The organism is Beggiatoa alba B18LD (assembly GCF_000245015.1).
Lineage (GTDB): Bacteria > Pseudomonadota > Gammaproteobacteria > Beggiatoales > Beggiatoaceae > Beggiatoa > Beggiatoa alba.
Genome location: NZ_JH600070.1, coordinates 241,105 through 265,501, shown reverse-complemented (window position 1 = coordinate 265,501; position 24,397 = coordinate 241,105). Strand labels below are relative to the sequence as shown.

Here is a 24,397-nt window from a genome sequence, read left to right as displayed (position 1 = left end):
GGAGCGCGGGTGTTAGTCGATGAAAATAAATAACACGAGAATGGTCTGTATGTGGTCATTCATGTTGAAAACCGTTGAATCCACATAAAATTTTTTTAGCTTTAAACGGGTATTTCATTCAATACCCGTTAAAGTTGTTTAATACTACGCTGTCTCTTGTTTTTCTTCAATTTGCTTTAATAAGGCTTGTACAACAACGCCTGATAACATCATGCCAAAGAGTGCAGGCATGTAGGAAATAGTGCCATTGACTGCACGGGGTCTGCCCTCAACGCCGCTAACGGGTTGATGAGGAAGTGGTTGGCGGGGGATTTCTTGGGAGTAAATCACAGGATAGTTTGTGCGTACACCTTCTTTACGCAGTAAAGCGCGTAATTCGCGGGCTAATCCACAGCCTTCTGTTTGATTGAGTTTTGCAACTTTTACTTTACTGACATCAAGGCGATTGCCTGCCCCCATACTGGAAGCAATCGGTACGTTTAAGCGTAGGCAAGCTGCAACCAGTGCCGCTTTTGAGGCAATAGAATCGATGCAGTCGACGACGAAATCATAGTTGCCTGTTTGAATAAATTCGTGTGCTTGTTCTTTATGTAAAAAGTCGCCGTGTTTAATCAGTTGTATATTTGGATTAATGTCTAATAAACGAGCTGCCATTACTTCAACTTTAGGCTGTCCAAGTGTTGAGTGAAGCGCGACCAGTTGTCGATTTAAATTTGAAGGGGCGACGACATCATGATCAAGAATACTTAAGCGTTTTATGCCTAAACGTCCTAAAGATTCCGCAACAAAACTGCCGACCCCGCCTAAGCCTGCAATTAAAATATGGTGGTCGATGAGGTCATTGAGTGTAGGTTCACCTAATAAAATTTCAGTACGGGTATAAATTGAGTCTGTCATTGTGTTAAACCAAATAATTCAAAGGTGTTACGGGTTGTGATGCGGGCAATCTCGGCGGGGGATTGCTGGCGTAATTCTGCTATACAAGTCAGCACTTCGAGTAAATAAGCAGGTTCGTTGCGTTCCCCCCGATGGCTTGCCAGTGGTTGGTCAGGTGCATCCGTTTCTAATAAGATGCCTTCTAGGGGAAGCACTTGGACTAATTTACGGAGTTTATGCGCTGTTGGATAGGTAATCGGCCCTCCAAAGCTGAGATAAAATCCTAAATCAAGGAGTTGGCGGGCTTGTTGTTCACTGCCTGCGAAACTATGAACAACGCCCCGACAGCGTGGAAAACGGCGTATTTGTTGAATCACTGTTTCTACCGCACGGCGGGCGTGAATGATAACAGGTAATTGTTGGTCGACGGCAATTTGTAGTTGTGCGGTAAAAAAATAATTTTGTTGTGCAGGGTCTAACCCTTTAACGTAGTAGTCTAAACCGCATTCACCAACAGCAATGGCAGATTCATGATGTAGCCATTCAGTCAAGGCGGTTAAATGGCTCGCTTGATGTTCCGCTAAATACATGGGATGCAATCCATATGCAGGGTATAAACCTTGATAAGTGTTGCAAACTGTTCGTAGTGTTTCCCATCCACGAAAGGAAACAGCGGGAACAATTTGCATACTCACACCGACAGCTTGTGCACGTGCAAACGCTTCCGCGCGGTCTTGTGTAAATTCATCCGCGTCAAAATGGCTATGTGTATCAATCAGTAAGTGTGTACTCATACAGTTAGATATTTCAGCAGGTTATCATACAAGCAACGGATTAATTAAACGACACTTTAACCACTTTTCGTTCTTCAGGGCTTTCAATGATAAAGGATAAGGCTTCTTGAAACTGCGTAACGCCTGCGATTAAAAAATTGGGAAATTGTTCACGATAAATGTTGTACATCATCACTGCATCGTTATAAGCCTGACGAGCAAAGGCAATACGGTTTTCAGTACTGCTTAATTCCTCCGTCAGTTGTGCCATGGTTAAATCTGCTTTTAAATCTGGATAATTTTCAGAAAGCGCAAATAAATGTCCTAAAGACCCTGTTAATAAAGATTCTGCACCGATTAACCCTTGAATTGCGCCCGCTTGTTCGGGGTGTTCTGTCGCAAGTTTTGCCGCATTGACGGCTTGATTCCGTGCTTTAATCACCGCTTCTAAGGTTTCGCGTTCGTGTTTCATGTACGCTTTTGCTGTTTCAACCAAGTTAGGAATTAAGTCATAACGCCGTTTTAACTGCACATCAATTTGTGAAAACGCATTTTTAAAGCGATTCCGTAATGTGACTAATTGGTTATAAATGGCAATAACATATAACCCCAATATTAGGAAAATTAGCCCAACGATGATTAAAATGATTGTTTCTACAGACATAATCTAAAATCCTCAATATGTTTATGATAGGTATAAAAAAAGGGGATGGAAGCCAATAGCGTTTAAATATGGGTTATTCCACAGCACTGCATCTTGCAATGAAAGATGGTTCATACAATCTTGGGTATCTTGCTAGATGATAGAGAGCACATCAGGATTAACAGTTAAATCAAGCTATTCAATCACTGTTTTTATTCTGTTTTACGCTTCAGAACTGTTCATACTCCCCCGCTCAGAATGCTTTATACTATTGCCCTTTCGCACTTTTATCAGTAAATCGAGATTCAGGCATGGCACTTTTAAAACGACAGCAATATCCACACGCTGATTTACCCAAACGTCCGTTAGATAAATCAGGGATAAAACATTTACTTGGGCTTTACCAGTTTACACGACCTTATCGCAACTACTTTATTGCCGCGATGGTGAGCCTATTTTTCTCCAGCACCGTTTTATTAGCATTTCCGTTTCTCGCTGGACGTTTAATTGACACGGCAACGGGTAAAACGTTTAGCTTTATCAACGATATTAACGAGCTTGCACTCTTATTAATTGCCGTGCTTGCAGTGCAAAGTGTATTTTCTTTTTTCCGTATTTACTTCATGTCTCAAGTGACAGAATCAACCATTGCAGACATTCGTAAAAGTTTATACGAAAAATTCATGACCCTGCCCATGTCATTTTATGACAATCAACGCGCAGGTGAATTAATCAGCCGACTCACCGCAGATGTGAGCCTCTTACAAGATACTTTTTCTGTTACCCTTTCTGAATTAATTCGCCAAACCCTGATTTTACTCATTGGCATAGTCATTTTATTTGTGATTACCCCAAAGCTAACTATTTTTATGCTGTTAGTTTTTCCTGTCCTTGTGCTCGCCGCGTTAATTTTTGGCAAATTTATCCGCAAATTATCTCGTAAGACACAAGATGAACTCGCAAAAGCCAATATAGTGGTAGAAGAAACACTGCAATCAATTAGCATGGTGAAAGCCTTTACCAATGAAGCCTTTGAAGTTAATCGTTACAGTCAATCGCTGAACCAAGTCGTACAAATCGCGCTTTCTAATGCAAAATATCGCGGTGCATTCATTTCCTTCATTATTTTTGCCTTATTTGGCAGTATCGTATTGGTGTTATGGTTTGGTGCAAGTCTTGTAAAGGCGGGCACGATTTCCATCGGCGACCTCAGTTCGTTCATTATTTACACCATGTTTATTGGGGGGTCTATCGGTGGTTTAGGCGATATTTACAGCACCTTACAAAAAGCCGTTGGTGCAACAGAACGTATTGCCGAATTACTCGACGAGCCTAGCGAATTACAATTAAGGACGGATTCAAGCAGCGCGTTGACTAAGTTTAAAGGCGAAATTGAATACCAAGCCGTTAATTTTGCCTATCCAACCCGTAAAGATGTCCCAGTCTTAAATCACATCAGTTTTAAAATCCATTCAGGGGAAAAAATTGCCCTTGTTGGTCATAGTGGTGCGGGAAAATCAACCTTGATTCAACTCCTACTCCGTTTTTATCCCGTTGATACAGGTGAAATTCTGCTCGATGGTCAAGCGATAGATAGTTATGATTTAAATCACTATCGCCACAATATTGGCATTGTGCCACAAGAAGTTATCCTCTTTGGGGGGACGATTCGTGAAAATATTCTATATGGTAAGCCCACCGCCTCTGAACAGGAAATTCAAGAAGCCGCTCGCCAAGCCAACGCACTAGAATTTATTCAAAATTTCCCCGAAGGTTTTGATACTTTAGTGGGGGAACGTGGCGTTAAACTCTCAGGTGGGCAACGTCAACGCATTGCCATTGCCCGTGCGATATTAAAAGACCCAACAATTTTGATTCTCGACGAGGCGACAAGCTCGCTTGATGCCGAATCAGAACGTCTTGTACAGCAAGCCTTAGAAAAACTCATGGAAGGACGGACAACAATAGTCATTGCGCACCGTTTAGCCACGATTCGCAAAGTTGACCGTATTTATGTCATTGATGAGGGAAAAATTGCTGAATCAGGTGCGCACGATGAATTAGCAAACCTGAGTACAGGCATTTACAACAACTTGTTAAAATTGCAGTTTGCAGAAGATAAACAAACTCCTGTAGAGGCATAGATTTACCATGTCTGCTGATAAATATCCCGTTACGCCTGCCATTCGCGCCTTACGTGATGCTCATGTTGAGATTGAACACCATCTTTATGATTATGTGGAAAAAGGGGGGACAACTGTTTCTGCACAAGCCTTGGGCGTACCTGAACACAGTGTGATAAAAACCCTTATCATGGAAGACGAGCATAAAAAACCACTGATTATCCTGATGCATGGTGATAAAGAAGTCTCAACAAAACAACTTGCCCGTTTATTAGCGGTTAAACAGATAAAACCCTGTAGCCCTGATACCGCTAATAAACATTCTGGTTATTTAGTTGGCGGTACTTCCCCCTTTGGCACACGTAAACCTATGCCTGTTTACATGGAAGAAAGTATTTTGCAACTGCCAAAAATTTACTTAAATGGCGGAAAACGGGGCTATTTAGTCAGCCTCAATCCGCAAGACGTTGTGAGGGTGTTAAAACCAACCTTGGTTAATGTAGCGGTCGATGCTTAAATAAAATAGAGACCTGCTAGGTTTTGAAAACCTAGCAGGTCTTTTTTTGTCTGAATCAGAATTCACAGAATTTTCAGAATTAGCAGAATTAAAAACATAATTTTTTATTCTTTTAATTTTCTTGTCTTTTTAATTCTGAAAATTCTGAAAATTCTGATTCAGACAAACTGTTGTCTTTTTTTAAAAAACTCGCCAAACTCAGGTTAATAAGTCTTTTACGATGCGTGCCAAAACTGAACGCGGTTAAACAGGGGGATTGAGTGCGTGTAGTTGTGAATGATGAAGCATTTTAGGTTTATCTTTTAATCCTTTAAGCCCTTTTTGCCATTGTTCACAAAGCATTATAATGTCTTTTTTATCGGCTTCTGTTTCTAGGCTATCGTGTGGCTTATACAATTCCCTTTCTATAAAATAATAAGTGCCTAGTAATAATTCTGAATTTTCATAATGTTGTGCTAAATATTGCTGAAGTTGGGCAAAATGTACGGGCGTAGCAATTCCCCAAGTTTCTTGAATATTATTCTGAATAACCTGTTGTAACTGTGCCATTGTTTCAATGTGTTGCCATTGATAATGCAAGCTACGTTTCTTTTTATAACGATGAATAGCACGGGCAAGTGAAGGTGAAAACCATAACAAAACACTGAATAATATGATAGGTAAGATAATTGTAATAACTTGATAATTTTTTAAAAAGTAGCGTTTCTCTACTTCTGCCGTGTCTATCGTCGTTTGTATTGCCTCAGCCGTTTGTAAGGGAATAACCGTGATACTTTCATTCGGTAGTTCTGTTAGTTGCAAGCGTTTATTCACCGTATCCCACCATTGAATTTTTAACGGTGGCAAGGTTAGAACACCTGTTTTTAGCGGGGTTATGCTGATTTCTTGTCGAATGGTATTAATAGGGGTTTTTCCGTCTTCCGTTGACACTTTACGTTGTGTTGCTGGACTAGGATGATGAATCCTAAAATCAGTGGTTTGTGTTAATAAATCCACTAATTGAGGCAATGGTTGCCCGCCAACCCCCTCAACAGTGAGTAAAAGCGTACACACTAACGGCACACCAACAGGGATGGCTTGGGTTAAATCTTGTTGCCATGTCCTTGTCAAACTCAAGCTTTTTGCAGGTAACCAATTGTTTTGCAATGGTTCTGGCGGTGCTTGTACATTGAGCACAACAGGACGGCTGGTAATTTCTATTGGTTGATAGTTAATCGTTGAAAAATTAGTTTGTTGGCTGATGAGTGTTTGTTGTTCTTCGGGCTGTAACCCTTTCATTTTACTAGCAGGCAAGTTTAATGTGCCCGTGCGTAGTGGCGTGAGTAAATACACCACTTCGCCGATAATAACTTCTTGATTATTCAATACGCCACGCTGATTTTTTATCACTTTCCCCATAGGATTACCTAAATGTTCCATGATAATGCCATCCGTTGGCGGAATTGGCTGTAAATCACGGAGTTCTCCTTGATAATAAAGGCGCAAGGTATAGTAAATAGGTTCGTATAAATAAGGGTTTGGATTAGAAATCTGTGTTTCTAAGATAAAAGCCGTCTTTATGGGCTGACGGTCATCTAAAATAGTGAGTTCAAGCGTTTGACTGTATAAAACGCCAACGCTGGTATTGAGTGAAAAAGCAGGCAAGGTGACTGTTCCCGCACGATGCGGTTCTAAAGTATATTGCCAGATAATTTGTCGGCGCATTTCGCCATTGACATTAATCGCGGGGGGGAGAATACGCTGCTGATTTTTAATACTAAATGCTGTATGCAAGCCTTCTAAATTAGGGGTGTTATTGCTACGAATATCGGTTTCACTGGCATTAATCAGTGTTATACGAACGCGAAATGTTTGCCCCAAAGTAAGGCGATTTGAATGAGGTTCAACCACCGCATTTAATTGTGCTGCCGCATAACTTGCTCCCGTCCAACTCAGCAGACTGATAAACAAATAGTTATAAATTAAATGCTTCATATTACGTCATTTCCTAATTTATCTATTCAGTCACTGTTGTTTGTAATTCCCCTATCCATTCCTCCACTTGATAAACAACCATTTCCTGACTTTTACCTTTGAATTTTAAAGGGGGTAGTGCATTTGCAATAATATTTTTTGAAACAAAATCATGCGTATAACAGGCGATTAATACCTCATTTGGACGGGCATAACTACAGATACGTGAAGCCACATTAATCGTATCGCCAACCGCACTATATTGATGATGCCACTGCGCCCCGATATTACCAACCAGTGCATCGCCTGTATTAATACCAACACCAAACGTTAATAATGGCGTGTCTGGTGGCAATTTAGCACGCATTTCTTTTGCCATTTTTTGAATCATTACACCCGCTTTAACGACTCGCTGTGCATGGTCTGGTTGCTCATCAGGCGCGTTAAAAATTGCCATGACCCCATCTCCCATATAATTCACAACCACGCCCCCCATGGACATAATGGCTTGTGTCACCATGTCTAAACAAATACTTAAAATTTCAATTGTTTCTGTTGGCGTTAATCGTTCACTAATCGTCGTATAATTACGTAAATCTGCAAATAACACGGAAATACAGCGCACTGTCCCGCCCAGCTCTGGCATAATTCGTTTTTCCATTAATGCTTTACCGACTTCGGCTGGCACATAACGCTTTAAAATATATTGCAAGCGGTTATTGGTATCATCTAAAGATTGTTTTAATAAATGCAACTCATTGCGCTGTTGAGTTAATGTCTGTTGAACCTGAGACCACGCCGTAATATCTAATAATGTAATCACTAATGTTTGCACATCATATGGAAAAATCGTTAAATTCAAATAAGTGACTTCCTGAGTTGCCTCATTGACTCGATTTAAATTTTCTAAACAAAATTTAGGCTCATCGCCTTGCAACATTGCCAGCAATAAATCCTCGCAACCATATAATTCTGGAATAAGTTCTGTCACCATACAATGCAACGTTCCATCTAATTGCACAACTTGTAATAACAGCGTGCTATCTCCCCTATATTCAATAATTTTTAAATCTGCATTGATATGTAAATAAGCAACTTTTTGTTCACGCAAGACGAAATCAGTAATACTTAACATACTTGGAGGCATGGTCGTTTCCTCAATCAACATGAATAACTACACGGTAGCATAAATTGCTGAAGATGATACTTCGAGCGAAAGTCTTAAAATAAATGGTATAAGCCTGTAAACTACGCTATTATAATCGGTTCAAGATTTCTATCTAAATGATGAATATACGCTTTTTAACAACAAGCGATATTGAATGAATCAAACAGTTATCTAAAAACTATCACACGCATCTATTGCACCGCCTGACTACTTATACGCCTGTTTAGAGAATTTTCATGCTGCCAACGATTGCCATTGTGGGTCGTCCGAATGTCGGTAAATCCACGCTGTTCAATGTATTAACTAAAAGCCGTGATGCACTTGTGGCTGAACAAGCGGGCTTGACCCGTGACCGCAAAGTCGGACGCGGTAAAGTCGGCGGGATGCCGTATTTAGTCATCGATACAGGTGGCTTGACAGATGCAAGTGATGGCATTGCCACCCGCATTACCCAACAAGCGCTTCAAGCGATTCAAGAGGCGAATAAAGTCTTATTTGTCGTTGATGGACGCGATGGGCTAACGGCAATTGATGAAATGATTGCGCAACGCTTACGGAGCTTTAACATCCCTGTACACTTAGTTATTAATAAAACTGAAGGGATGCAATCAGAACTCGTTAATATCGATTTTCACCGTCTCGGTTTTTCCCCCGTACACACCATTTCCGCCAGCCATCAGCGTGGTATAGAAGCCATGATGGAAACGGTATTGTCCGATTTTAGCGTGCCAGAAGAAAGCGAAATGGACGAAGCCGAAGCAGGGATTAAAATTGCGATAGTTGGTCGCCCTAATGTGGGCAAATCGACCCTTGTTAATCGAATTTTAGGCTATGAACGGGTGATTGCTTATGACCAACCAGGCACAACCCGCGATAGTATTTTTATTCCTTTTGAACGAGATGGACAAAAATATACCTTAATCGATACCGCAGGCGTGCGTCGTCGTGCCAGAATTGCTGATGTCGTCGAGAAATATAGCGTATTAAAAGCCTTACAAGCAGTAGAAGCGGCACACGTTGTTATCATGATTATTGATGCACGCGAAGGCATGACCGACCAAGATGCCAGCCTGCTCGGCAACGTTTTAGACAGTGGACGCGCCTTAATCATCGCGGTGAATAAATGGGATGGCTTAACCCAAACGGAACGCGAACAAGTACGCTATACCTTAACTCGCAAACTGCACTTTATTGATTTTGCAGAAATCCATTTTATTTCTGCATTACACGGTACAGGGGTTGGGCATTTATATAAATCCGTCAATATCGCATGGACAGCCGCGCATAAACACATCAGCACCCCGTTATTAAACGATGTATTAAAAGACGCAATCACCCGCAACCCACCGCCCTTATCACACGGCAGACGGATAAAAATGCGCTACATCCACCAAGGGGGACAACATCCGCCCTTATTCGTGATTCACGGCTCACAAGTCGACAGTGTTCCTGATGCCTACCAACGTTATTTAATCCGCTTTTTCCGTGATACGTTTGATTTACAAGGTACGCCAATTCGTGTTGAATTTAAACAAGGTGAAAACCCTTACCAAGGACGGAAAAACGTGTTAACACCTCATCAAATGAAAAAACGTCAACGTTTAATGCGCTTTGTGCGACGGAGTAAATAGCATCTGTCTGAATCAGGATTCACAGAATTTTCAGAATTAAAAAGCGTGATTCACCTTAAATTTTTGGTTTAAGGATTTTAAATCCTGCTAATCCTGTTAATGTTAATCCTGAAAGTCCTGATTCAGACAATGTTTTAATCCCGTCTGGTGAATCCTGATGAAAAATAAGAAACCTGAGTTGGGTGAGTTTTTTAAAATAAAGACCTGTTTTATTTTATAAAACTCGCCGAATTCAGGATTTTTTAGTTTAATGCATTGTCATATTGTCTTTTTCTGTCATATTTCTACCCTAAAATACGCCCGTCAAAAAGCGAAATATTTTCGCTAACTATTGGTATAAAAACATTTTTTTGTTTTTGATGCCTATCAACGTTCTTAACACCTTAATCTAAGAATAATTTATTTATTCATCCCGTTATAAAACATTTTTCGTTTTTTAAAATATTTTCCCTATCTTATTAAAGGGAATGAGTTTTTAAAAAAATGTTTTAAGCAAGGTAGTGGAATTTATTGCACCTTTCCTAAAGACCTCAATGAAGACAAGGTAATTGTATGTTGCAGAAATTAACGATTTGGCGTTTTTTATTCTTTTTATGGGGATTTATTCCTTTAAGTAGTCAGGCGACTTTAACCGCTGGTGATATTGCAATTATTGGTTTTAATACAAATACTTCCCCTGATAACCTTGCTATCTTATTTTTAACAGATGTCCCAGCGGGCGAAATATTTTTTATTGTAGATAATGAAGTTACAACTGCTGATGGAACTACTTTTGCGGATTATAACGAAGCGGAATATACCTTTACGGCTATTAGTGCAATTGCAAAAGGCACTGTGATTGTGTTGGGATTTGGGAGCGGGCAGGATGTTTCGAATGCAACATATAGTTATGCTTCTTCAGGCGGAACACCTGGATTAGGGAATGGTGAAGAAATTTATATTTATCAAACTTCAACCAATGTTTATAACACGGGGACAAGTACGTTTATTTTTGGGATTTCTCAAGGTGGAAATACAGGGTTACGTCCGTCTGGATTAATTGATAATCAAACATGGATAGATTTTGGGTCAGACCGTGCTTATCAATATAAACCAACAGGCGCAGTTTATTCTGGTGATAAAAATGCCTTGTTGACCGCTATTGGAAATACCAGTAATTACAATGCTTCTACGAGTTCTATTACCTTAAATAATAGTGATTATAGTTTTAGTATTGGTAGTTCATTGCCAACCGTTACGCTTAGTCTTTCCGCATCCACAGGCGACGAAACAACCGCAACTGTGATTACATTGACTGCAACCGCTTCAAGTGCTGTATCAGGCGACCAAACCCTTGATATATCTGTCACAGGAACAGGAGTTACCGCAAGCGATTACACCTTAAGTTCTGCAACAATGACCATTTTAAGTGGACAAACCACAGGCACGGTAACTTTTACCATTGTTGACGATACTGATGTTGAAGGGACAGAAACGGCAACGCTAACTCTTAGCAATCCTTCCGCAGGCATTAGTTTAGGCAGTCCTGTTTCTCAAGCAGTGACGATTACCGATAATGATTCTACAGGCATTATGCGGATTACTGAATATATGCGCGGGGGGGGAAATGGGGAATTTATCGAATTTACGAATGTTGGCACTGCGGCTATTGATATGACGGGATGGAGTTTTGATGATAGTTCACAGGTAGCGGGGAGTTTTAGTTTATCGGCTTTTGGAACAGTTGCCGCAGGTGAGTCGGTTATTTTAACGGAAAGTGCAGAAGCGACATTTAGAAGTGCGTGGAATTTATGCGCAGGGGTGAAAATCATAGGGGGTTTAACCCAAAATTTAGGGGGAAGCGATGAAATCAATCTGTATGATAGTAGTAATGTTTTAGTTGACCGCTTAACGTATATCAATACGCTGTTTGATGCGAATACAACCAGTGCTTATGTAACAAATGCAGGGGTTGGCGCGAATGATCAAAGCCTTTGGACGCTATCCGTCATTAGCGATGGTGAAAATTCTTATGCTTCTTCAGGTGGAGATAAAGGGAGTCCAAGCACAAGCACCCGTGCAACAGTCAGTTATGACCCTTGTCCAGCAACGCCCGCTAATGCTCCGACAATTACCCTAGATACAGCGACGACCAGCAATTATCTTGATGCGAATGCAAGTAGCCTTACAAGCCCCTTTACTGCTACAGGCACTGTCGGCACGACGGACAGCACTGATCCAATGCGTACTTTAGGGCTGAATTTTACCATTGCTGACCTTGACACGCCGATTGCTAATGTCACCGTGTCCGCTGTCAGTAGTAATACTAGCGTTGTTCCTAATGCGAATATGACGTTAACAGGGAGCGGTACAACGGCGGTTAGTCTCAAAATTCAAGCGGCAGCCGTTGGATATGCAGATATTACCTTAACAGCGGATGATGGAACTTATCAAACTACCTTTATCATTCAATATGCGGCTTCTAGTGCAGGTATGAGTACAAGCCGTTATCACAGTGGCAAAGCTGATGCTTCTACCGCAATCGCCCTTGATAGCAATTATATGTTAGTGGCGGATGATGAAGACCAAACTATCCGTTTATATGACCGTCAAAACTCAGGATTACCGCTAAATAGCTTTGATTTTACCAGTAGTTTAAATTTGACTGATTTATCAGGTGGTGTTCCTCGTGAAGTAGATATCGAAGCTTCGACTCGTAATGGGAATGATATTTATTGGTTAGCCTCGCACAGTCATAGCAGTGGGGGAAGTGTTCGCCCGAACCGTTATCGTTTAATTCGCACGGCGTTATCTGGCAGTGCAAGCAGTAGCACATTAGCTTATACCAGCCATTATGAAGACTTACGTGCGGATTTAATCAGTTGGGGCGATACCAATAGTTATGGTTTTACCACCAGTGCAGCAACAGGCAAAATTCCTGAATTGATTGATGGCTTTAATATCGAAGGCTTTAGCCTTGCACCTGATGGAACAACGGCATTGATAGGTTTTCGTGCGCCACAAGTGCCAACGTCAGGACGGGTAAAAGCCTTAATTGCACCAATCAATAATTTTACCACTTGGGCTAGTAGCGACTTTACAGGCTCTCCCAGTTTAGGCACACCTATCGAATTAGACTTAGGTGGGCGTGGTATTCGTAGCTTGGAATGTAATAGCGATGGTTGCTTAATTATTGCAGGCGCGTCTGACGCATCAGGCAATTTCAAACTATATCGTTGGTCAGGCAATGCAGGAGATGCACCCATTGCGATGACAACCAATTTAAGTAGTGGTGCAATCACGGGCGGTGGTAACGATGGCAGTTTTGAATCTATCGTTGCCTTACCCACAGGCGCGATGACGACATGGGCAGGACAAACTATTCAACTTTTGCTCGATAACGGGGATACGGTTTACTACAACGATGCAACGATAGCAAAAGAGTTAAGCAACGCGAATCAGAAAAAGTTCCGTAGTGAAATCGTTACCTTAAGCGAACCTGCCACAATCGCCAAAATTCATACAATTCAAGGAACAGGTAGCAGTGTCGTCGATACATCAAGCACCTTTATTGTGGAGGGGATTGTTACCGCTGATTATCAAAGCACGACGTTAAAAGGCTTCTTTATTCAAGAAGAAGATAGTGATAACGATGCAGACCCGAATACCTCAGAAGGGATATTTGTATATTGCAATACTTGTCCTGATGTGGTCAGTGTTGGCGATAAAGTGCAGGTGACAGGCAAAGCCTCTGAATATTTTAATATGAGCCAATTATCGGCAACGACAGCAGGCAGTAGTGTTATTGTCAGCACTGGTAATGTGTTACCCGCTATTACAACAATCACCTTACCGATTGCCAATACTTTCGCTAGCAAAGATGCTTATTTAGAACCCTTTGAGGGAATGCGCGTTAAAATTGCGGGAACATTAAGCGTTGCAGAAAATTATCAATTAGGACGTTTTAATGAAATCGTTTTAATTTCAGGGAGTCGCCCCAGCCAATACACACATCTCAATGCGCCAAGTACGACAGGTTATGCAACGCATATAGATAGCCTAGACCGAGCCAGCATTGTATTAGATGATGAGACGGACGCGCAAAACCCTGACCCCGTTATTTACCCACAAGGTAATTTAAGCGCGTCTAATACCCTGCGTTCAGGTTCAACTATTGACAATTTAACAGGGATTTTACACTGGAGTTGGGGCGGAAATTCGACAAGCAGTCCTAATACATGGCGAATTCGTCCAATAACAGGACAAAGTTACGACTTTAACTTAGCCACTCGCCCCAGCAATCCGCCCAGTGTTGGCAGTGCAAACATCAAAGTAGCCAGCTTTAACCTCTTGAACTACTTTAATACTTTTACGAACTGCTCCCTAGGTATTGGCGGTGCAACATCAACCAGCAATTGTCGAGGCGCGGAAAATTCAACCGAATTCACACGACAAAAAAACAAGCATAAACAAGTTTTTGTGGGTTTAGATGCCGATGTCATTGGCTTGATGGAATTAGAAAATGATGGCTATGGCTCAAGCAGTGCGCAACAAGACCTTTTAGACCTGATTAATAGCGCAGGTTTAACGGGTAGAAATTATGTGATGATTGACGCAGATGCCGCTATCGGTGTCAGCAATGCCTTAGGTACAGATGCGATTAAAATCGGCTTTATTTATGACGATAATGCACTTGATTTAGTCGCGGGGTCGGTTAAAACCAGTTCTGATGCCATTTTTGACCGTCATCCTTTAGCCGCAACATTTACACATACCGCAACAGGGGAAAAATTTACCGTTGTGGTTAATCACTTAAAATCCAAAAGTTCAGCAGGTAGCTTAACAGGCGATACAGACCAATATGACGGACAAGGCATGTCAAATGCGACCCGTGTCGCTCAAGCGCAAGCCCTCGTAACATTCTTAAACACTTTAACGGACGATTCAGACATCTTAGTGATTGGCGATATGAACGCTTACCGCATGGAAGACCCCATTACGGTGATTAAAAATGCGGGCTATACCGATTTATTAGGCAGTAGCAAATATTCCTATGTCTATGATGGACAAATTGGCTATTTAGACCACGCGCTTGCTAGCTCTTCACTTGTTGCCCAAATCACAGGCGCGGATGATTGGCATATCAATAGCGATGAACCCAGTATATTAGATTACAACACCAATTATAAAACAGCGGGACAAATCAGCAGTTACTACAATGCAGATGCTTATCGCGCTTCAGACCATGACCCTGTTTTAATTGGCTTAAATCTCGTACCTCGTTATCAATTAAATCTTGCAGTCGCAGGTTCAGGAAGTGTCAATAGTAGCGGTACGCCTACAGGTGAAAGTTGTGGCACAAATTGCTTAAGTTATTTAGCAACAACCACTGTTACCTTAACGGCTACGCCTAATAGTGGTTATTACCTTACAGGTTGGTCATGCACGCCAAGCTTTACCACAGGTAATGTCTTAACCGCAAATACCACTTGCACCGCCACCTTTACCCCAAAACCGACAACGCCTATCACCTATTACAATTTAACGGTTCAAACCGATGGGACAGGCGCAGGGGTTTTAAGTGGTAATAGTTCAGGCAGTTACGCCAGTGGGACAGCCATCAGTTTAAATGCAACTGCAAACGCGGATTCAGTCTTTACAGGCTGGACACCCAACACTTGCGCCAATCCATTCTTGCTCAGTGGAAACATGACTTGTACCGCGACCTTTGAATTAATCACCCCACCGCCACAATACAGCCTGAGTTTAGCAACAACAGGTACAGGCACGGGGACAATTAGCGGCAACAGTGCAGGCACTTACCCCAATGGAACACTGATTACTCTTAGCGCACTTGCCAATACTGATTCCCACTTTATTGGTTGGACACCTGCCAGTTGTGCCACAGCCTTTACTTTAACGGCAAATACTACTTGTACCGCACAATTTGAGCTTAACCCTATCACCCCACCGCCAACAGGCACAAATTACAGCCTGAGTTTAGCAACGACAGGCACAGGCATAGGGACAATTAACGGCAACAGTGCAGGCACTTACCCCAGCGGGACACTGATTAATTTAAGTGTTACAACAGAAGCAGGCTCTCAATTTATTGGTTGGACACCTGCCAATTGTGCAAATCCTTTCACCCTCACAGCAAACACGACATGTACTGCACAATTTGAACGTTTACCGCCTGCAACTTACACCCTCACACTAACACCATCGCCGTTTGGAACAGTCATATTATCCAACAACGTACAATGTCCTGACACATGCCAAGTGACCGCAGAAATGGGGAGCATGTTACAACTCAATCCTGTTGCACAAACAGGCTACCAATTCATGAATTGGGCAGGTGATAACACATGTGCTCATAGCGTGACCCTCAATAGCAATCTACATTGTGAACCTGTGTTTTTACCCATTACGCCCAGCAATAACAGTGGCAGTAACAGCCCAGAATGTCCGATTATTGGCGATGTAAATACCCTATGTAACGCACAAAACCGCGAAACAACGGACCCCTTAACCGTCTTAGCACAAGGCAATATCAGCAATTTAATCGTTACAATTGCCATCACTAACCACGGCTGGTTAGGAAATCTATGGATAAAACCCACAGGACAAATAACGGGCGGGGTGTTAACGGGTTATATCCGCAATCAAGGCACACTCACTGATATAGACTTTAAAGGCGGACTGTTACAAGGTGGGATATTAGCAGGAACAATTATCAATAGTAGCCAAGTAGGCGGCATCATTGCAGACGTGCGTTTTATGAACAACGCCACATTAACAGGCGGGATTTTACAAGGGCGAATTTATGGCAATCCCAATGCCCCTGTGATTCTTAGCAATGTACGCATTAAAGCGGGTAGCCATTTAAGTGGCGTGATACTGGGCGACAATGTCACGTTAGAAGACGATGTTGTGATTGATAACAATATCACCCTACCCTTGCTAGAAAATATCAGTGCCTATGATGCAACAGGTAAATTACTCAACCTGATTCATCAATTTGCGGGCGGGATTTCTGTCAATAACACCGCTTTTACTGCTAAAACCAGCCAAAAACTGGCGGATAAAGTTACCATTCGCGGACGTATCTTTGTCGCGCCTGAACACATTGGACAAACGGCGGATATTTTCATCTACGCACCTTATTGGTATGCAGATGAACGTTTTATTGGCTACTTTATGGCAGATAGCTTAGGGCAAATTTTAAGCTGGGATGAAAAACCCTTAAACCTTACCCCTTTTAAAGCCCAAGTGATTTTAGAACCTGTTCAAGAATTGACCTTATACACAGGTAAATTTGTAGAAATAGGGACATTAAAAATTGTCTTTGGCTATCGCTTAACAGACGGCACTATCGTTCTACATCATGACCCTAGCACGATTCATGTTGATATTCAGCCGTAACATATAGCGACTCGACAACGCTATAGTAAACGTACCACAAAGTGATTTAAATTTAGGACTGGCAGTCCTCACAGGACTGCCAACCCTTCGCATCGTTTTATAATGCGTTTACTATATTAACCTGAGTTCGGCGAGTTTTATAAAATAAAACAGAGACCTGCTAGGTTTTCAAAACCTAGCAGGTCTGTTGGAACACGCGAAAAAGGTTGACGGACTGGTAGAGATTATTCTCTTGTTTTTCACCAAGATTTACCAGACAAGATTACAACATTGTCTGAATCAGGATTTTCAGAATTAACAGAATTAACAGAATTTAAAACCCTTAAACCAAAAAGTTAAGATGAATCATGCTTTTTAATTCTGCTAATTCTGAAAATTTTGTGAATTCTGATTCAGACAAGCCGTTGTTTCTTTAACAGAAACTCGCCGAACTCAGGTTATATTAAAACAGAGACCTGCTAAGTTTTTAAAAACCTAGCAGGTCTTTTTTTATCTGAATCAGGATTCACAGAATTTTCAGAAGTAGCACTTGGATTAACGTAATTTCAATAAGCGATAAAGCAACAGCAAACCGAAACCAACCAGCATGAAGGCAAAGAGATGTACAAAAATAGATTGAAAAATAATCGTATCTTCTGGTAAATCCCCAGCATTTGCATCGATAAGTACGTCATACATTAATGCAAAACCGTTATATAACACATGCCCTAAAATCGCCGTCCATAAAGAGCGTGTCCGATAATAAAGCCATCCCCAAAACATCCCTAATAAAAACAAGGGAATCAGTTGATAAATGCTAAAGTGCGTAAAGGCAAATAAGATGGAAGATAAAAAAATGGCTTCTATCGGCTTGTATTCATACAAAAAACTGCGCAGGAAAATCCCCCGAAATAACATTTCTTCACAAACAGGCGCGATAAGCACAATCGTCATAAAACTATTAAATCCGCTATTTGTAAAACGTTCAAAAGCGTCTATTTCTTCCGTAGTTAACGGCTCATATAATAAAAAAAGATTAATTAAATCATTAAATAAAATCACACTTCCCAACGCAACTAAGGCAACAGGTAAACCAAGCACTAACAAGGTACTTTTGATAGAAACGACTGACATATGAAAAAAATCTTGAATATCCAGCCGTTTATAACGCAATAATGCACTAACAATAATCACTGTCGGAATTAAGGTTAAAACGCCTTCCCAAAAAGGGTCGCCCGCCTGCAAATCTATTTCTAACCCACTAAAAACCACTAATAAAATGATTTGTAATGTAAACTGAAGAAAGAGAATTAACACAGCCCCCCAGACATCAGGGAAATTTGTATATTGTTGCATAGCATTAGGCGCGCGAAGTTAGTGAATTAAATAGCGGGATTTTTTGGCGTAATTAATTGTTTAATCTGTTGTTGTAACAACGTTTCTACACTGATTCCTTGCGCAGTTGCCAGTTCTTTTAATGCCAATCGCTCTTGATAACTCAATTTAATATGAATGTGTACTTGCGGGTCAAAGCGTTCTGTATTGGTTGTTTCTGTGCTTGTCATTACACGCTAACTCCGAATAAATAGTTAAAGATAAATGTGTATTAATTAAAACACATTTATCTTATAAAACAATTACATTTTAGAAAGATACACCCGTCAATGTGGTTACGCGCATGACAGATTCTTGTGCAAATAACGCTTTATACTTTGTGCGAATAGCTTCAATTTTGGCACTGTTTTCAGCAGAATTTTGATGTAACAAAATTAATACTTTTGAGCCTTCATGCGCAATTTCGCCGTTAGACATTAAATATTGCCCATTGCCATTAATCATGGTTAAGCCATCGGGAAAAGCAGGGGTAACATACTCATTAACAAATTGACTCCATTGCTCTTCGGAAACTGTGCCACCCGTCGGAATCGATAAACCGAAATAAAGTTCAGTTTGTACAAACAAATCGCCGTAAAGTAAGGGTAAATCCGCAGGTAATGGCGTACTCCCTGTTGCGGGGGCGGTCGGTTCTACATGGAGCAACTTAAATTCAAATCCGCTGGTACTGGGCTTGAGTTGCAAAACAGCGGTATAAGTCTGCCCATCTTGGTTATTGACAAAACACGGCAAGGATAAAATTTGCAGATTATTATCGTAAATCGGCGCGCTGGTTTGCTGGCAGGCGGTGCTAATCGTGCTATCGGCTGCATACGCATTGGTCAGTAATGTTGTTCCTAAGGCGCATAATAAAGCAACGAGATGTCTTTTTTTCATTGTGCTTCTCTCTCCATATTCTTAATAAAAAAGGAAAATATTTAACGCATTAAAATAAGTGTTATTGCTCACGCCGTATTATTCTACCGAATTTAAAGTAAATTATTCGCCGAGATAAACTTCAATAACACGAGGGTCTGCTTGAATATCCGCCATATTACCTTCCGCTAAGACATGCCCTTCATGTAACACCGTGACCGTTTTCGCAATAGAACGCACGAATGCCATATCATGTTCAACCACAACAATGGCATGTTTTCCCGCCAATGTATTCAACAATTCTGCGGTGCGTTCGATTTCATGTTGTGTCATCCCCGCAACGGGTTCATCTAACAGTAATAGATACGGTTCTTGCACTAATAACATACCAATTTCTAACCACTGCTTTTGCCCATGTGCTAATAAACCTGCTCGCCGTTGTGCGTGGTCAGTCAAGCCAATTAAGCGCAAAATTTCGTCGATACGGTCACGTTGTTCAGGGCTTAAACGTGCGAATAAACTCGACCATACGCCTTTATAAGCTCTTAATGCCAATTCTAAATTTTCTAAAACGCTGTGATTTTCAAATACGGTTGGCTTTTGAAACTTGCGCCCGATACCCGCTGATGCAATTTCCGATTCTGAATACTGTGTTAAATCAATCCATTGACCAAAAAAAGCTGAACCACTATCGGGGCGTGTTTTGCCTGTAATGACATCCATCATCGTGGTTTTTCCTGCCCCATTCGCTCCAACCACACAGCGCAATTCCCCCCGTTTTACATAAAAATTTAAATCATTTAAGGCTTTAAATCCGTCAAAGCTAACGGTGATATTTTCCAAATACAACACGGTATCATGCGATAAATCCAACTGTAGTGTATGAATCGGTGGCATCATCATTTTAAACACGTGGTCGCGTCGCCAAAATTGCCGACTACGTGCTAACCAGCGTGGCGTTGTATCTGCTTTATTCGTTGTATTTTCTGTTGAACTCGTGCTCATTTGCCTGCCTTCCCTTTAAAAATACCGATAAGCCCGCGCGGTAAGAAAAGCGTGACGAGAATAAATAACCCGCCTAAAAAATACAGCCATAAATCAGGATAAGCGACCGTAAACCAGCTTTTTGCTCCATTAATTACACCCGCACCAACCATGCCCCCAACCAGCGTGCCACGCCCCCCCACTGCGACCCAAATCGCCATTTCAATAGAATTCGCGGGAGCTAACTCACTCGGGTTGATAATACCGACTTGAGGCACATACAATGCACCCGCAATTCCGCAAATCATTGCAGAAACGACCCAAACAAATAATTTATAATACAAAGGATTATATCCGCAAAACATCACCCGACTTTCTGCGTCTCGAATCGCGGTTAAAACCCGTCCTAACTTGCTTGTGACTAAAAAACGACAGAGTAAATACACCAAGAGCAACATCACGGCAGTGATGATATACAAGGCTAAACGGGTGTTATGTTCTTGAATAGAATAACCTAAAATAAATTTAAAATCGGTTAAGCCATTATTTCCACCGAACCCTGTTTCATTGCGAAAAAACAGCAACATCAAGGCAAATGTCATGGCTTGGGTAATGATAGAAAAGTAAACCCCTTTAATCCGTGAACGAAAGGCAAACCAGCCAAAAACAAAGGCTAATAAGGCAGGAACTAACAGAACCATCAACAGCGTAAAGGCAAAATTATCAAAACCATACCAATACCATGGTAAAGATTGCCAATTTAAAAATACCATAAAATCAGGTAGTTCACTGCGATAAACCCCAAGCCCAGCCATACTGCGCATTAAGTACATGCCCATCGCATAACCCCCTAAGGCAAAAAATACGCCATGCCCTAGGCTTAAAATGCCTGCATATCCCCAAATTAAATCAATGGCTAAGGCAACCATGGCATAACATAAAAATTTCCCTAATAAGGGAATTAAATAATCAGGCACATGCCCCGCACTATTTGCCGTTAATTGTGTATTTAATAAAGGAATTCCAATAATTAAAACGAGGGCAATAAGTACCAGTGAAAGCCACGCTAGCGGGCTATGTAAGCGATAGAAACGGTTTAACATGGATGTGTCCTTGTCTCTTTAGTTCTCTACAAATCGCCCTTTGAGCGCGAATAAACCTTGTGGTCGTTTTTGAATAAATAGAACAATCAACACTAGCATTAAAATTTTAGCGAGTACTGCGCCGACTTCAGGCTCTAACCACTTACTAAACATTCCCAACCCCAACGCACCAAACACCGCGCCCGCGATATTTCCCACTCCGCCCAATACAACGACCATAAAAGAATCAATAATATAAAGCTGTCCCAATTCAGGGCCAACATTGCCCACTTGTGATAAAGCCACCCCGCCCAAGCCCGCTACGCCTGAGCCTAGCCCAAATGTCCACATATCCACTTGTGCAGTCCGAATTCCCATACATGCCGCCATCTGCCGATTTTGTGTGACTGCTCGCACTTTTAACCCTAAAGACGTATGTCGCAAAATAAACCAAACCAGCACAACGACGAAAATCACAAAGCCGATAATTGCTAAACGGTTGTAAGGTAAAACTAAATTTTGCGCGACCTCTATCCCGCCTGATAACCAACTGGGATTTGCAACTTGCACATTTTGCGCACCGAATAACAAGCGCACTGTTTGAATTAACACCAAACTGATGCCCCACGTAGCTAATAAGGTTTCTAAAGGACGATTGTATAAAAAGCGAATCACGCTACGTTCTAATAAAATTCCAACACTTGCGCTCACAATAAATGCCACAGGCAAGGCAAGTATTAGATACGCATCAAAAAAGCCTGTGGGTAAATATTCACGAAAAAGATTTTGCACTACATACGTGCTATACGCGCCCAACATCAACATTTCCCCATGCGCCATATTAATCACGCCCATCAAGCCGAACGTAATTGCAAGACCTAACGCGGCTAATAACAAAATACTGCCCAAACTTAAGCCGTAAAATAGATTCCCCCATTGCGCAATTCGTGCTTGTTCCCGCTCAATGGCTTGCAATAACGTACTGGCTTTTGTACGAATTTCTGCATCCGTTTCAACAAAACTCCCATCGGGATTTTTAGCGACTAACGGCGTTAATAACGCAGTAAATTCACTGGATTGAACCTCTTGCATTAACTGTAAGGCATTTAAACGGGTTGGGCGGTCAGGGCTATTTAATTCGATTTGTGCCAAGGCAATTTTTAAGGTTTGGCTAATTTTGGGGTCTTGCTCACGGGCAATAGCGATTTTTAAAAACTCATTTGCCCCTTCGGGTGGACGTTTTCGCAACTCTTCTGCTGCCTGCAAACGGATTGTGGGGTCTTTAACACTTAACTGTAACTGCCCAATAGCAGGCAATAAAGCGCGACGTATTGCATTATTAATACTGGGTAATTCCTTAAAATTCAATTGTGAAACGGCGACCATTTCCCCTGTTAAGCCATTTTTTGCTTGCTCGCCCTTGAGGATAAAAACCTGATTATCGGCAGTCATACGCAACTGTCCATCCCGCAAGGCTTCTAAAATAGGCAAACCGCGCTCATCGCCAATATTGGCTAACTGTTGAATAATATTGATTAAACCAGAACGGTCGGAAACTTGACTAAACGTTTGAATACTCTCTTCAAATGTTTGTGCTGAAACAGTCAAAGGTATGAGGCAACAAAGCCATATCAAACGGATAAAACTGAAATGACGTATCATCATGGGAAACTCCCACCAGCAATGATTGATTAACTTAGTAAGGTAAGAGGATATTACCGAATTTTTAGGCGGGGTAAAACAAAAAACACTTAAACCACGAACAACACAAAAAACACGAACATGGTTTTTTTCGTGTTGTTCGTGTTTTTCGTGGAGAAATTGGGAGGGAATTCTTGTGAACTAAAAATTATCCTTAAACACTGCTTTTTCACGCGCTGCTTCACGGGTAATTAAATTTTTCTTCAATAACTCTTGCAGTTTTTGGTCTAAGGTCTGCATCCCTTCTTTCGCGCCTGTTTGAATCGCTGAATACATTTGTGCGGCTTTATTTTCGCGGATTAAGTTCCGAATAGCGGGATTACACACCATAATTTCATGCACCGCAATCCGTCCACCCCCCACTTTTTTCAACAAACTTTGTGAAATAACCGCTTGTAAAGATTCTGAAATCATCGTTCGAATAGTGTCTTTTTCTTCCGTTGGAAACACTTCCACAATACGGGCAATGGTTTTTGCAGCGGATGAGGTGTGTAACGTACCAAATACAGCATGACCTGTTTCTGCGGCGGATAGGGCAAGTCGAATGGTTTCTAAGTCCCGCATTTCCCCAACAAGAATAACATCAGGGTCTTGACGCAAAGCCGAGCGTAACGCCTCAGTAAAACCTAAAGTGTCCCGACGGACTTCACGTTGTGTAATTAAACTATTTTTAGATTCGTGCACAAACTCAATAGGGTCTTCAATCGTTAAAATATGTCCATATTCTTCTTCGTTGCGGTAGTTCATCATTGCCGCAAGCGTAGTTGACTTGCCTGACCCCGTCCCCCCTGTAACCAGCACAATACCGCGTGGATACATGGCAAATTGTTTAAAAATAGACGGTGCATTGAGTTGTTCTAAGGTTAAAATTTTGGAGGGAATGGTACGAATAACCGCACCCGCGCCCCGATTTTGGTTGTATGCGTTGACACGAAAGCGGGCTAAGTTTGGAATTTCAAAAGAGAAGTCGCATTCTAAATATTTTTCGTACTCTTTGCGTTGGTTATCGTTCATGATGTCATAAACCATATCGCGCACCGTGCTATGATCTAACACATCCACATTAAGGCGACGCATATCACCATTAACGCGAATCATGGGCTGTACCCCAGCCGACAAATGAAAGTCAGAAGCGCCATTTTTAACACCGAACGCTAAAATTTCGCCTATATCCATAATTAAACCCTCCGTTAAAAATTGTTTATTTTCTACAGGTTATATGACAATCTTTATATAGCACTCGCATTAAGTCACATAATAAGCATTATAGCCTTATTATTCTTTTTCTGAATAGCCATTTCTCTTTTTCATTC

Annotated in this window: 16 protein-coding genes; 4 read left to right on the top strand and 12 right to left on the bottom strand. The window is 41.4% G+C overall.

The annotated features are described in order from the left end of the window. Positions 1 to 144 precede the first annotated feature (144 nt). The 3 genes from BEGALDRAFT_RS01030 to BEGALDRAFT_RS01020 are packed head-to-tail and all read right to left on the bottom strand — an operon-like array spanning position 145 to position 2,313. Entirely contained in the window at positions 145 to 897 is a 753-nt protein-coding gene (locus BEGALDRAFT_RS01030; protein WP_002682769.1) for a tRNA threonylcarbamoyladenosine dehydratase, read from the bottom strand. Continuing rightward, on the bottom strand, positions 894 to 1,670 hold the full coding sequence (locus BEGALDRAFT_RS01025; RefSeq protein ID WP_002682767.1) for a TatD family hydrolase: 777 nt from the start codon (positions 1,668 to 1,670) through the stop codon (positions 894 to 896). Before BEGALDRAFT_RS01025 ends, BEGALDRAFT_RS01030 begins: the two co-directional genes overlap by 4 nt. A 40-nt stretch (positions 1,671 to 1,710) precedes the next feature. Next, entirely contained in the window at positions 1,711 to 2,313 is a 603-nt protein-coding gene (locus tag BEGALDRAFT_RS01020; protein WP_002682765.1) for a LemA family protein, read from the bottom strand. A gap of 290 nt (positions 2,314 to 2,603) precedes the next feature. Between BEGALDRAFT_RS01020 and BEGALDRAFT_RS01015 the strand changes: the two genes are divergently transcribed. Continuing rightward, positions 2,604 to 4,436, top strand: coding sequence for an ABC transporter ATP-binding protein (locus BEGALDRAFT_RS01015; protein ID WP_002682763.1), 1,833 nt, complete (start codon positions 2,604 to 2,606; stop codon positions 4,434 to 4,436). Positions 4,437 to 4,443: 7 nt separating this feature from the next. Beyond that, complete coding sequence (ybaK, locus tag BEGALDRAFT_RS01010) at positions 4,444 to 4,932, top strand: Cys-tRNA(Pro) deacylase (protein WP_002682756.1); 489 nt, start codon at positions 4,444 to 4,446, stop codon at positions 4,930 to 4,932. 243 nt (positions 4,933 to 5,175) lie between these two features. On the opposite strand, the gene BEGALDRAFT_RS01005 is transcribed toward ybaK, so the two are convergent. Both BEGALDRAFT_RS01005 and BEGALDRAFT_RS01000 read right to left on the bottom strand, forming a co-directional pair. Then, positions 5,176 to 6,906, bottom strand: coding sequence for a BatD family protein (locus BEGALDRAFT_RS01005; RefSeq protein WP_002682755.1), 1,731 nt, complete (start codon positions 6,904 to 6,906; stop codon positions 5,176 to 5,178). A gap of 22 nt (positions 6,907 to 6,928) precedes the next feature. After that, positions 6,929 to 8,032 (bottom strand): adenylate/guanylate cyclase domain-containing protein, encoded by a 1,104-nt coding sequence (locus tag BEGALDRAFT_RS01000; RefSeq protein ID WP_002682753.1) that lies wholly within the window; start codon positions 8,030 to 8,032, stop codon positions 6,929 to 6,931. Positions 8,033 to 8,289: 257 nt separating this feature from the next. Here BEGALDRAFT_RS01000 and der point away from each other — a divergent pair, with 257 nt between their 5' ends. Together der and BEGALDRAFT_RS17690 are read left to right on the top strand one after the other, a co-directional pair. Beyond that, a complete protein-coding gene (gene der / locus BEGALDRAFT_RS00995; protein ID WP_002682751.1) occupies positions 8,290 to 9,684 on the top strand; it encodes a ribosome biogenesis GTPase Der in 1,395 nt (464 codons plus the stop codon). Positions 9,685 to 10,236: 552 nt separating this feature from the next. After that, on the top strand, positions 10,237 to 17,088 hold the full coding sequence (locus BEGALDRAFT_RS17690) for an ExeM/NucH family extracellular endonuclease (protein WP_002682750.1): 6,852 nt from the start codon (positions 10,237 to 10,239) through the stop codon (positions 17,086 to 17,088). Between the two features lie 534 nt (positions 17,089 to 17,622). On the opposite strand, the gene BEGALDRAFT_RS00985 is transcribed toward BEGALDRAFT_RS17690, so the two are convergent. From BEGALDRAFT_RS00985 to BEGALDRAFT_RS00955, 7 genes are all read right to left on the bottom strand, one after another. Next, positions 17,623 to 18,423 carry a type II CAAX endopeptidase family protein gene (locus BEGALDRAFT_RS00985; protein WP_002682749.1) on the bottom strand — a complete coding sequence of 267 codons (801 nt, stop codon included), beginning with the start codon at positions 18,421 to 18,423 and terminating at the stop codon, positions 17,623 to 17,625. Positions 18,424 to 18,449: 26 nt separating this feature from the next. Continuing rightward, complete coding sequence (locus tag BEGALDRAFT_RS00980) at positions 18,450 to 18,632, bottom strand: hypothetical protein (protein ID WP_002682748.1); 183 nt, start codon at positions 18,630 to 18,632, stop codon at positions 18,450 to 18,452. A 79-nt stretch (positions 18,633 to 18,711) separates the two neighbouring features. Further along, complete coding sequence (locus BEGALDRAFT_RS18640; RefSeq protein ID WP_002682747.1) at positions 18,712 to 19,338, bottom strand: DUF3574 domain-containing protein; 627 nt, start codon at positions 19,336 to 19,338, stop codon at positions 18,712 to 18,714. A 102-nt stretch (positions 19,339 to 19,440) separates the two neighbouring features. Next, a complete protein-coding gene (urtD, locus tag BEGALDRAFT_RS00970) occupies positions 19,441 to 20,322 on the bottom strand; it encodes an urea ABC transporter ATP-binding protein UrtD (protein WP_002682746.1) in 882 nt (293 codons plus the stop codon). After that, positions 20,319 to 21,404 carry an urea ABC transporter permease subunit UrtC gene (gene urtC / locus BEGALDRAFT_RS00965; RefSeq protein WP_002682745.1) on the bottom strand — a complete coding sequence of 362 codons (1,086 nt, stop codon included), beginning with the start codon at positions 21,402 to 21,404 and terminating at the stop codon, positions 20,319 to 20,321. Before urtC ends, urtD begins: the two co-directional genes overlap by 4 nt. Before the next feature lie 18 nt (positions 21,405 to 21,422). Then, on the bottom strand, positions 21,423 to 23,048 hold the full coding sequence (gene urtB / locus BEGALDRAFT_RS00960; protein ID WP_002682742.1) for an urea ABC transporter permease subunit UrtB: 1,626 nt from the start codon (positions 23,046 to 23,048) through the stop codon (positions 21,423 to 21,425). Positions 23,049 to 23,225: 177 nt separating this feature from the next. Further along, positions 23,226 to 24,260, bottom strand: coding sequence for a type IV pilus twitching motility protein PilT (locus tag BEGALDRAFT_RS00955; RefSeq protein ID WP_002682741.1), 1,035 nt, complete (start codon positions 24,258 to 24,260; stop codon positions 23,226 to 23,228). Between the last annotated feature and the right edge of the window lie 137 nt (positions 24,261 to 24,397).

Coding starts and splice junctions, on each gene's coding strand:
- BEGALDRAFT_RS01030 (WP_002682769.1), bottom strand. CDS start 897: ATGACAGACTCAATTTATACCCGTACTGAAATTTTATTAGGTGAACCT.
- BEGALDRAFT_RS01025 (WP_002682767.1), bottom strand. CDS start 1,670: ATGAGTACACACTTACTGATTGATACACATAGCCATTTTGACGCGGAT.
- BEGALDRAFT_RS01020 (WP_002682765.1), bottom strand. CDS start 2,313: ATGTCTGTAGAAACAATCATTTTAATCATCGTTGGGCTAATTTTCCTA.
- BEGALDRAFT_RS01015 (WP_002682763.1), top strand. CDS start 2,604: ATGGCACTTTTAAAACGACAGCAATATCCACACGCTGATTTACCCAAA.
- ybaK (WP_002682756.1), top strand. CDS start 4,444: ATGTCTGCTGATAAATATCCCGTTACGCCTGCCATTCGCGCCTTACGT.
- BEGALDRAFT_RS01005 (WP_002682755.1), bottom strand. CDS start 6,906: ATGAAGCATTTAATTTATAACTATTTGTTTATCAGTCTGCTGAGTTGG.
- BEGALDRAFT_RS01000 (WP_002682753.1), bottom strand. CDS start 8,032: ATGCCTCCAAGTATGTTAAGTATTACTGATTTCGTCTTGCGTGAACAA.
- der (WP_002682751.1), top strand. CDS start 8,290: ATGCTGCCAACGATTGCCATTGTGGGTCGTCCGAATGTCGGTAAATCC.
- BEGALDRAFT_RS17690 (WP_002682750.1), top strand. CDS start 10,237: ATGTTGCAGAAATTAACGATTTGGCGTTTTTTATTCTTTTTATGGGGA.
- BEGALDRAFT_RS00985 (WP_002682749.1), bottom strand. CDS start 18,423: ATGCAACAATATACAAATTTCCCTGATGTCTGGGGGGCTGTGTTAATT.
- BEGALDRAFT_RS00980 (WP_002682748.1), bottom strand. CDS start 18,632: ATGACAAGCACAGAAACAACCAATACAGAACGCTTTGACCCGCAAGTA.
- BEGALDRAFT_RS18640 (WP_002682747.1), bottom strand. CDS start 19,338: ATGAAAAAAAGACATCTCGTTGCTTTATTATGCGCCTTAGGAACAACA.
- urtD (WP_002682746.1), bottom strand. CDS start 20,322: ATGAGCACGAGTTCAACAGAAAATACAACGAATAAAGCAGATACAACG.
- urtC (WP_002682745.1), bottom strand. CDS start 21,404: ATGTTAAACCGTTTCTATCGCTTACATAGCCCGCTAGCGTGGCTTTCA.
- urtB (WP_002682742.1), bottom strand. CDS start 23,048: ATGATGATACGTCATTTCAGTTTTATCCGTTTGATATGGCTTTGTTGC.
- BEGALDRAFT_RS00955 (WP_002682741.1), bottom strand. CDS start 24,260: ATGGATATAGGCGAAATTTTAGCGTTCGGTGTTAAAAATGGCGCTTCT.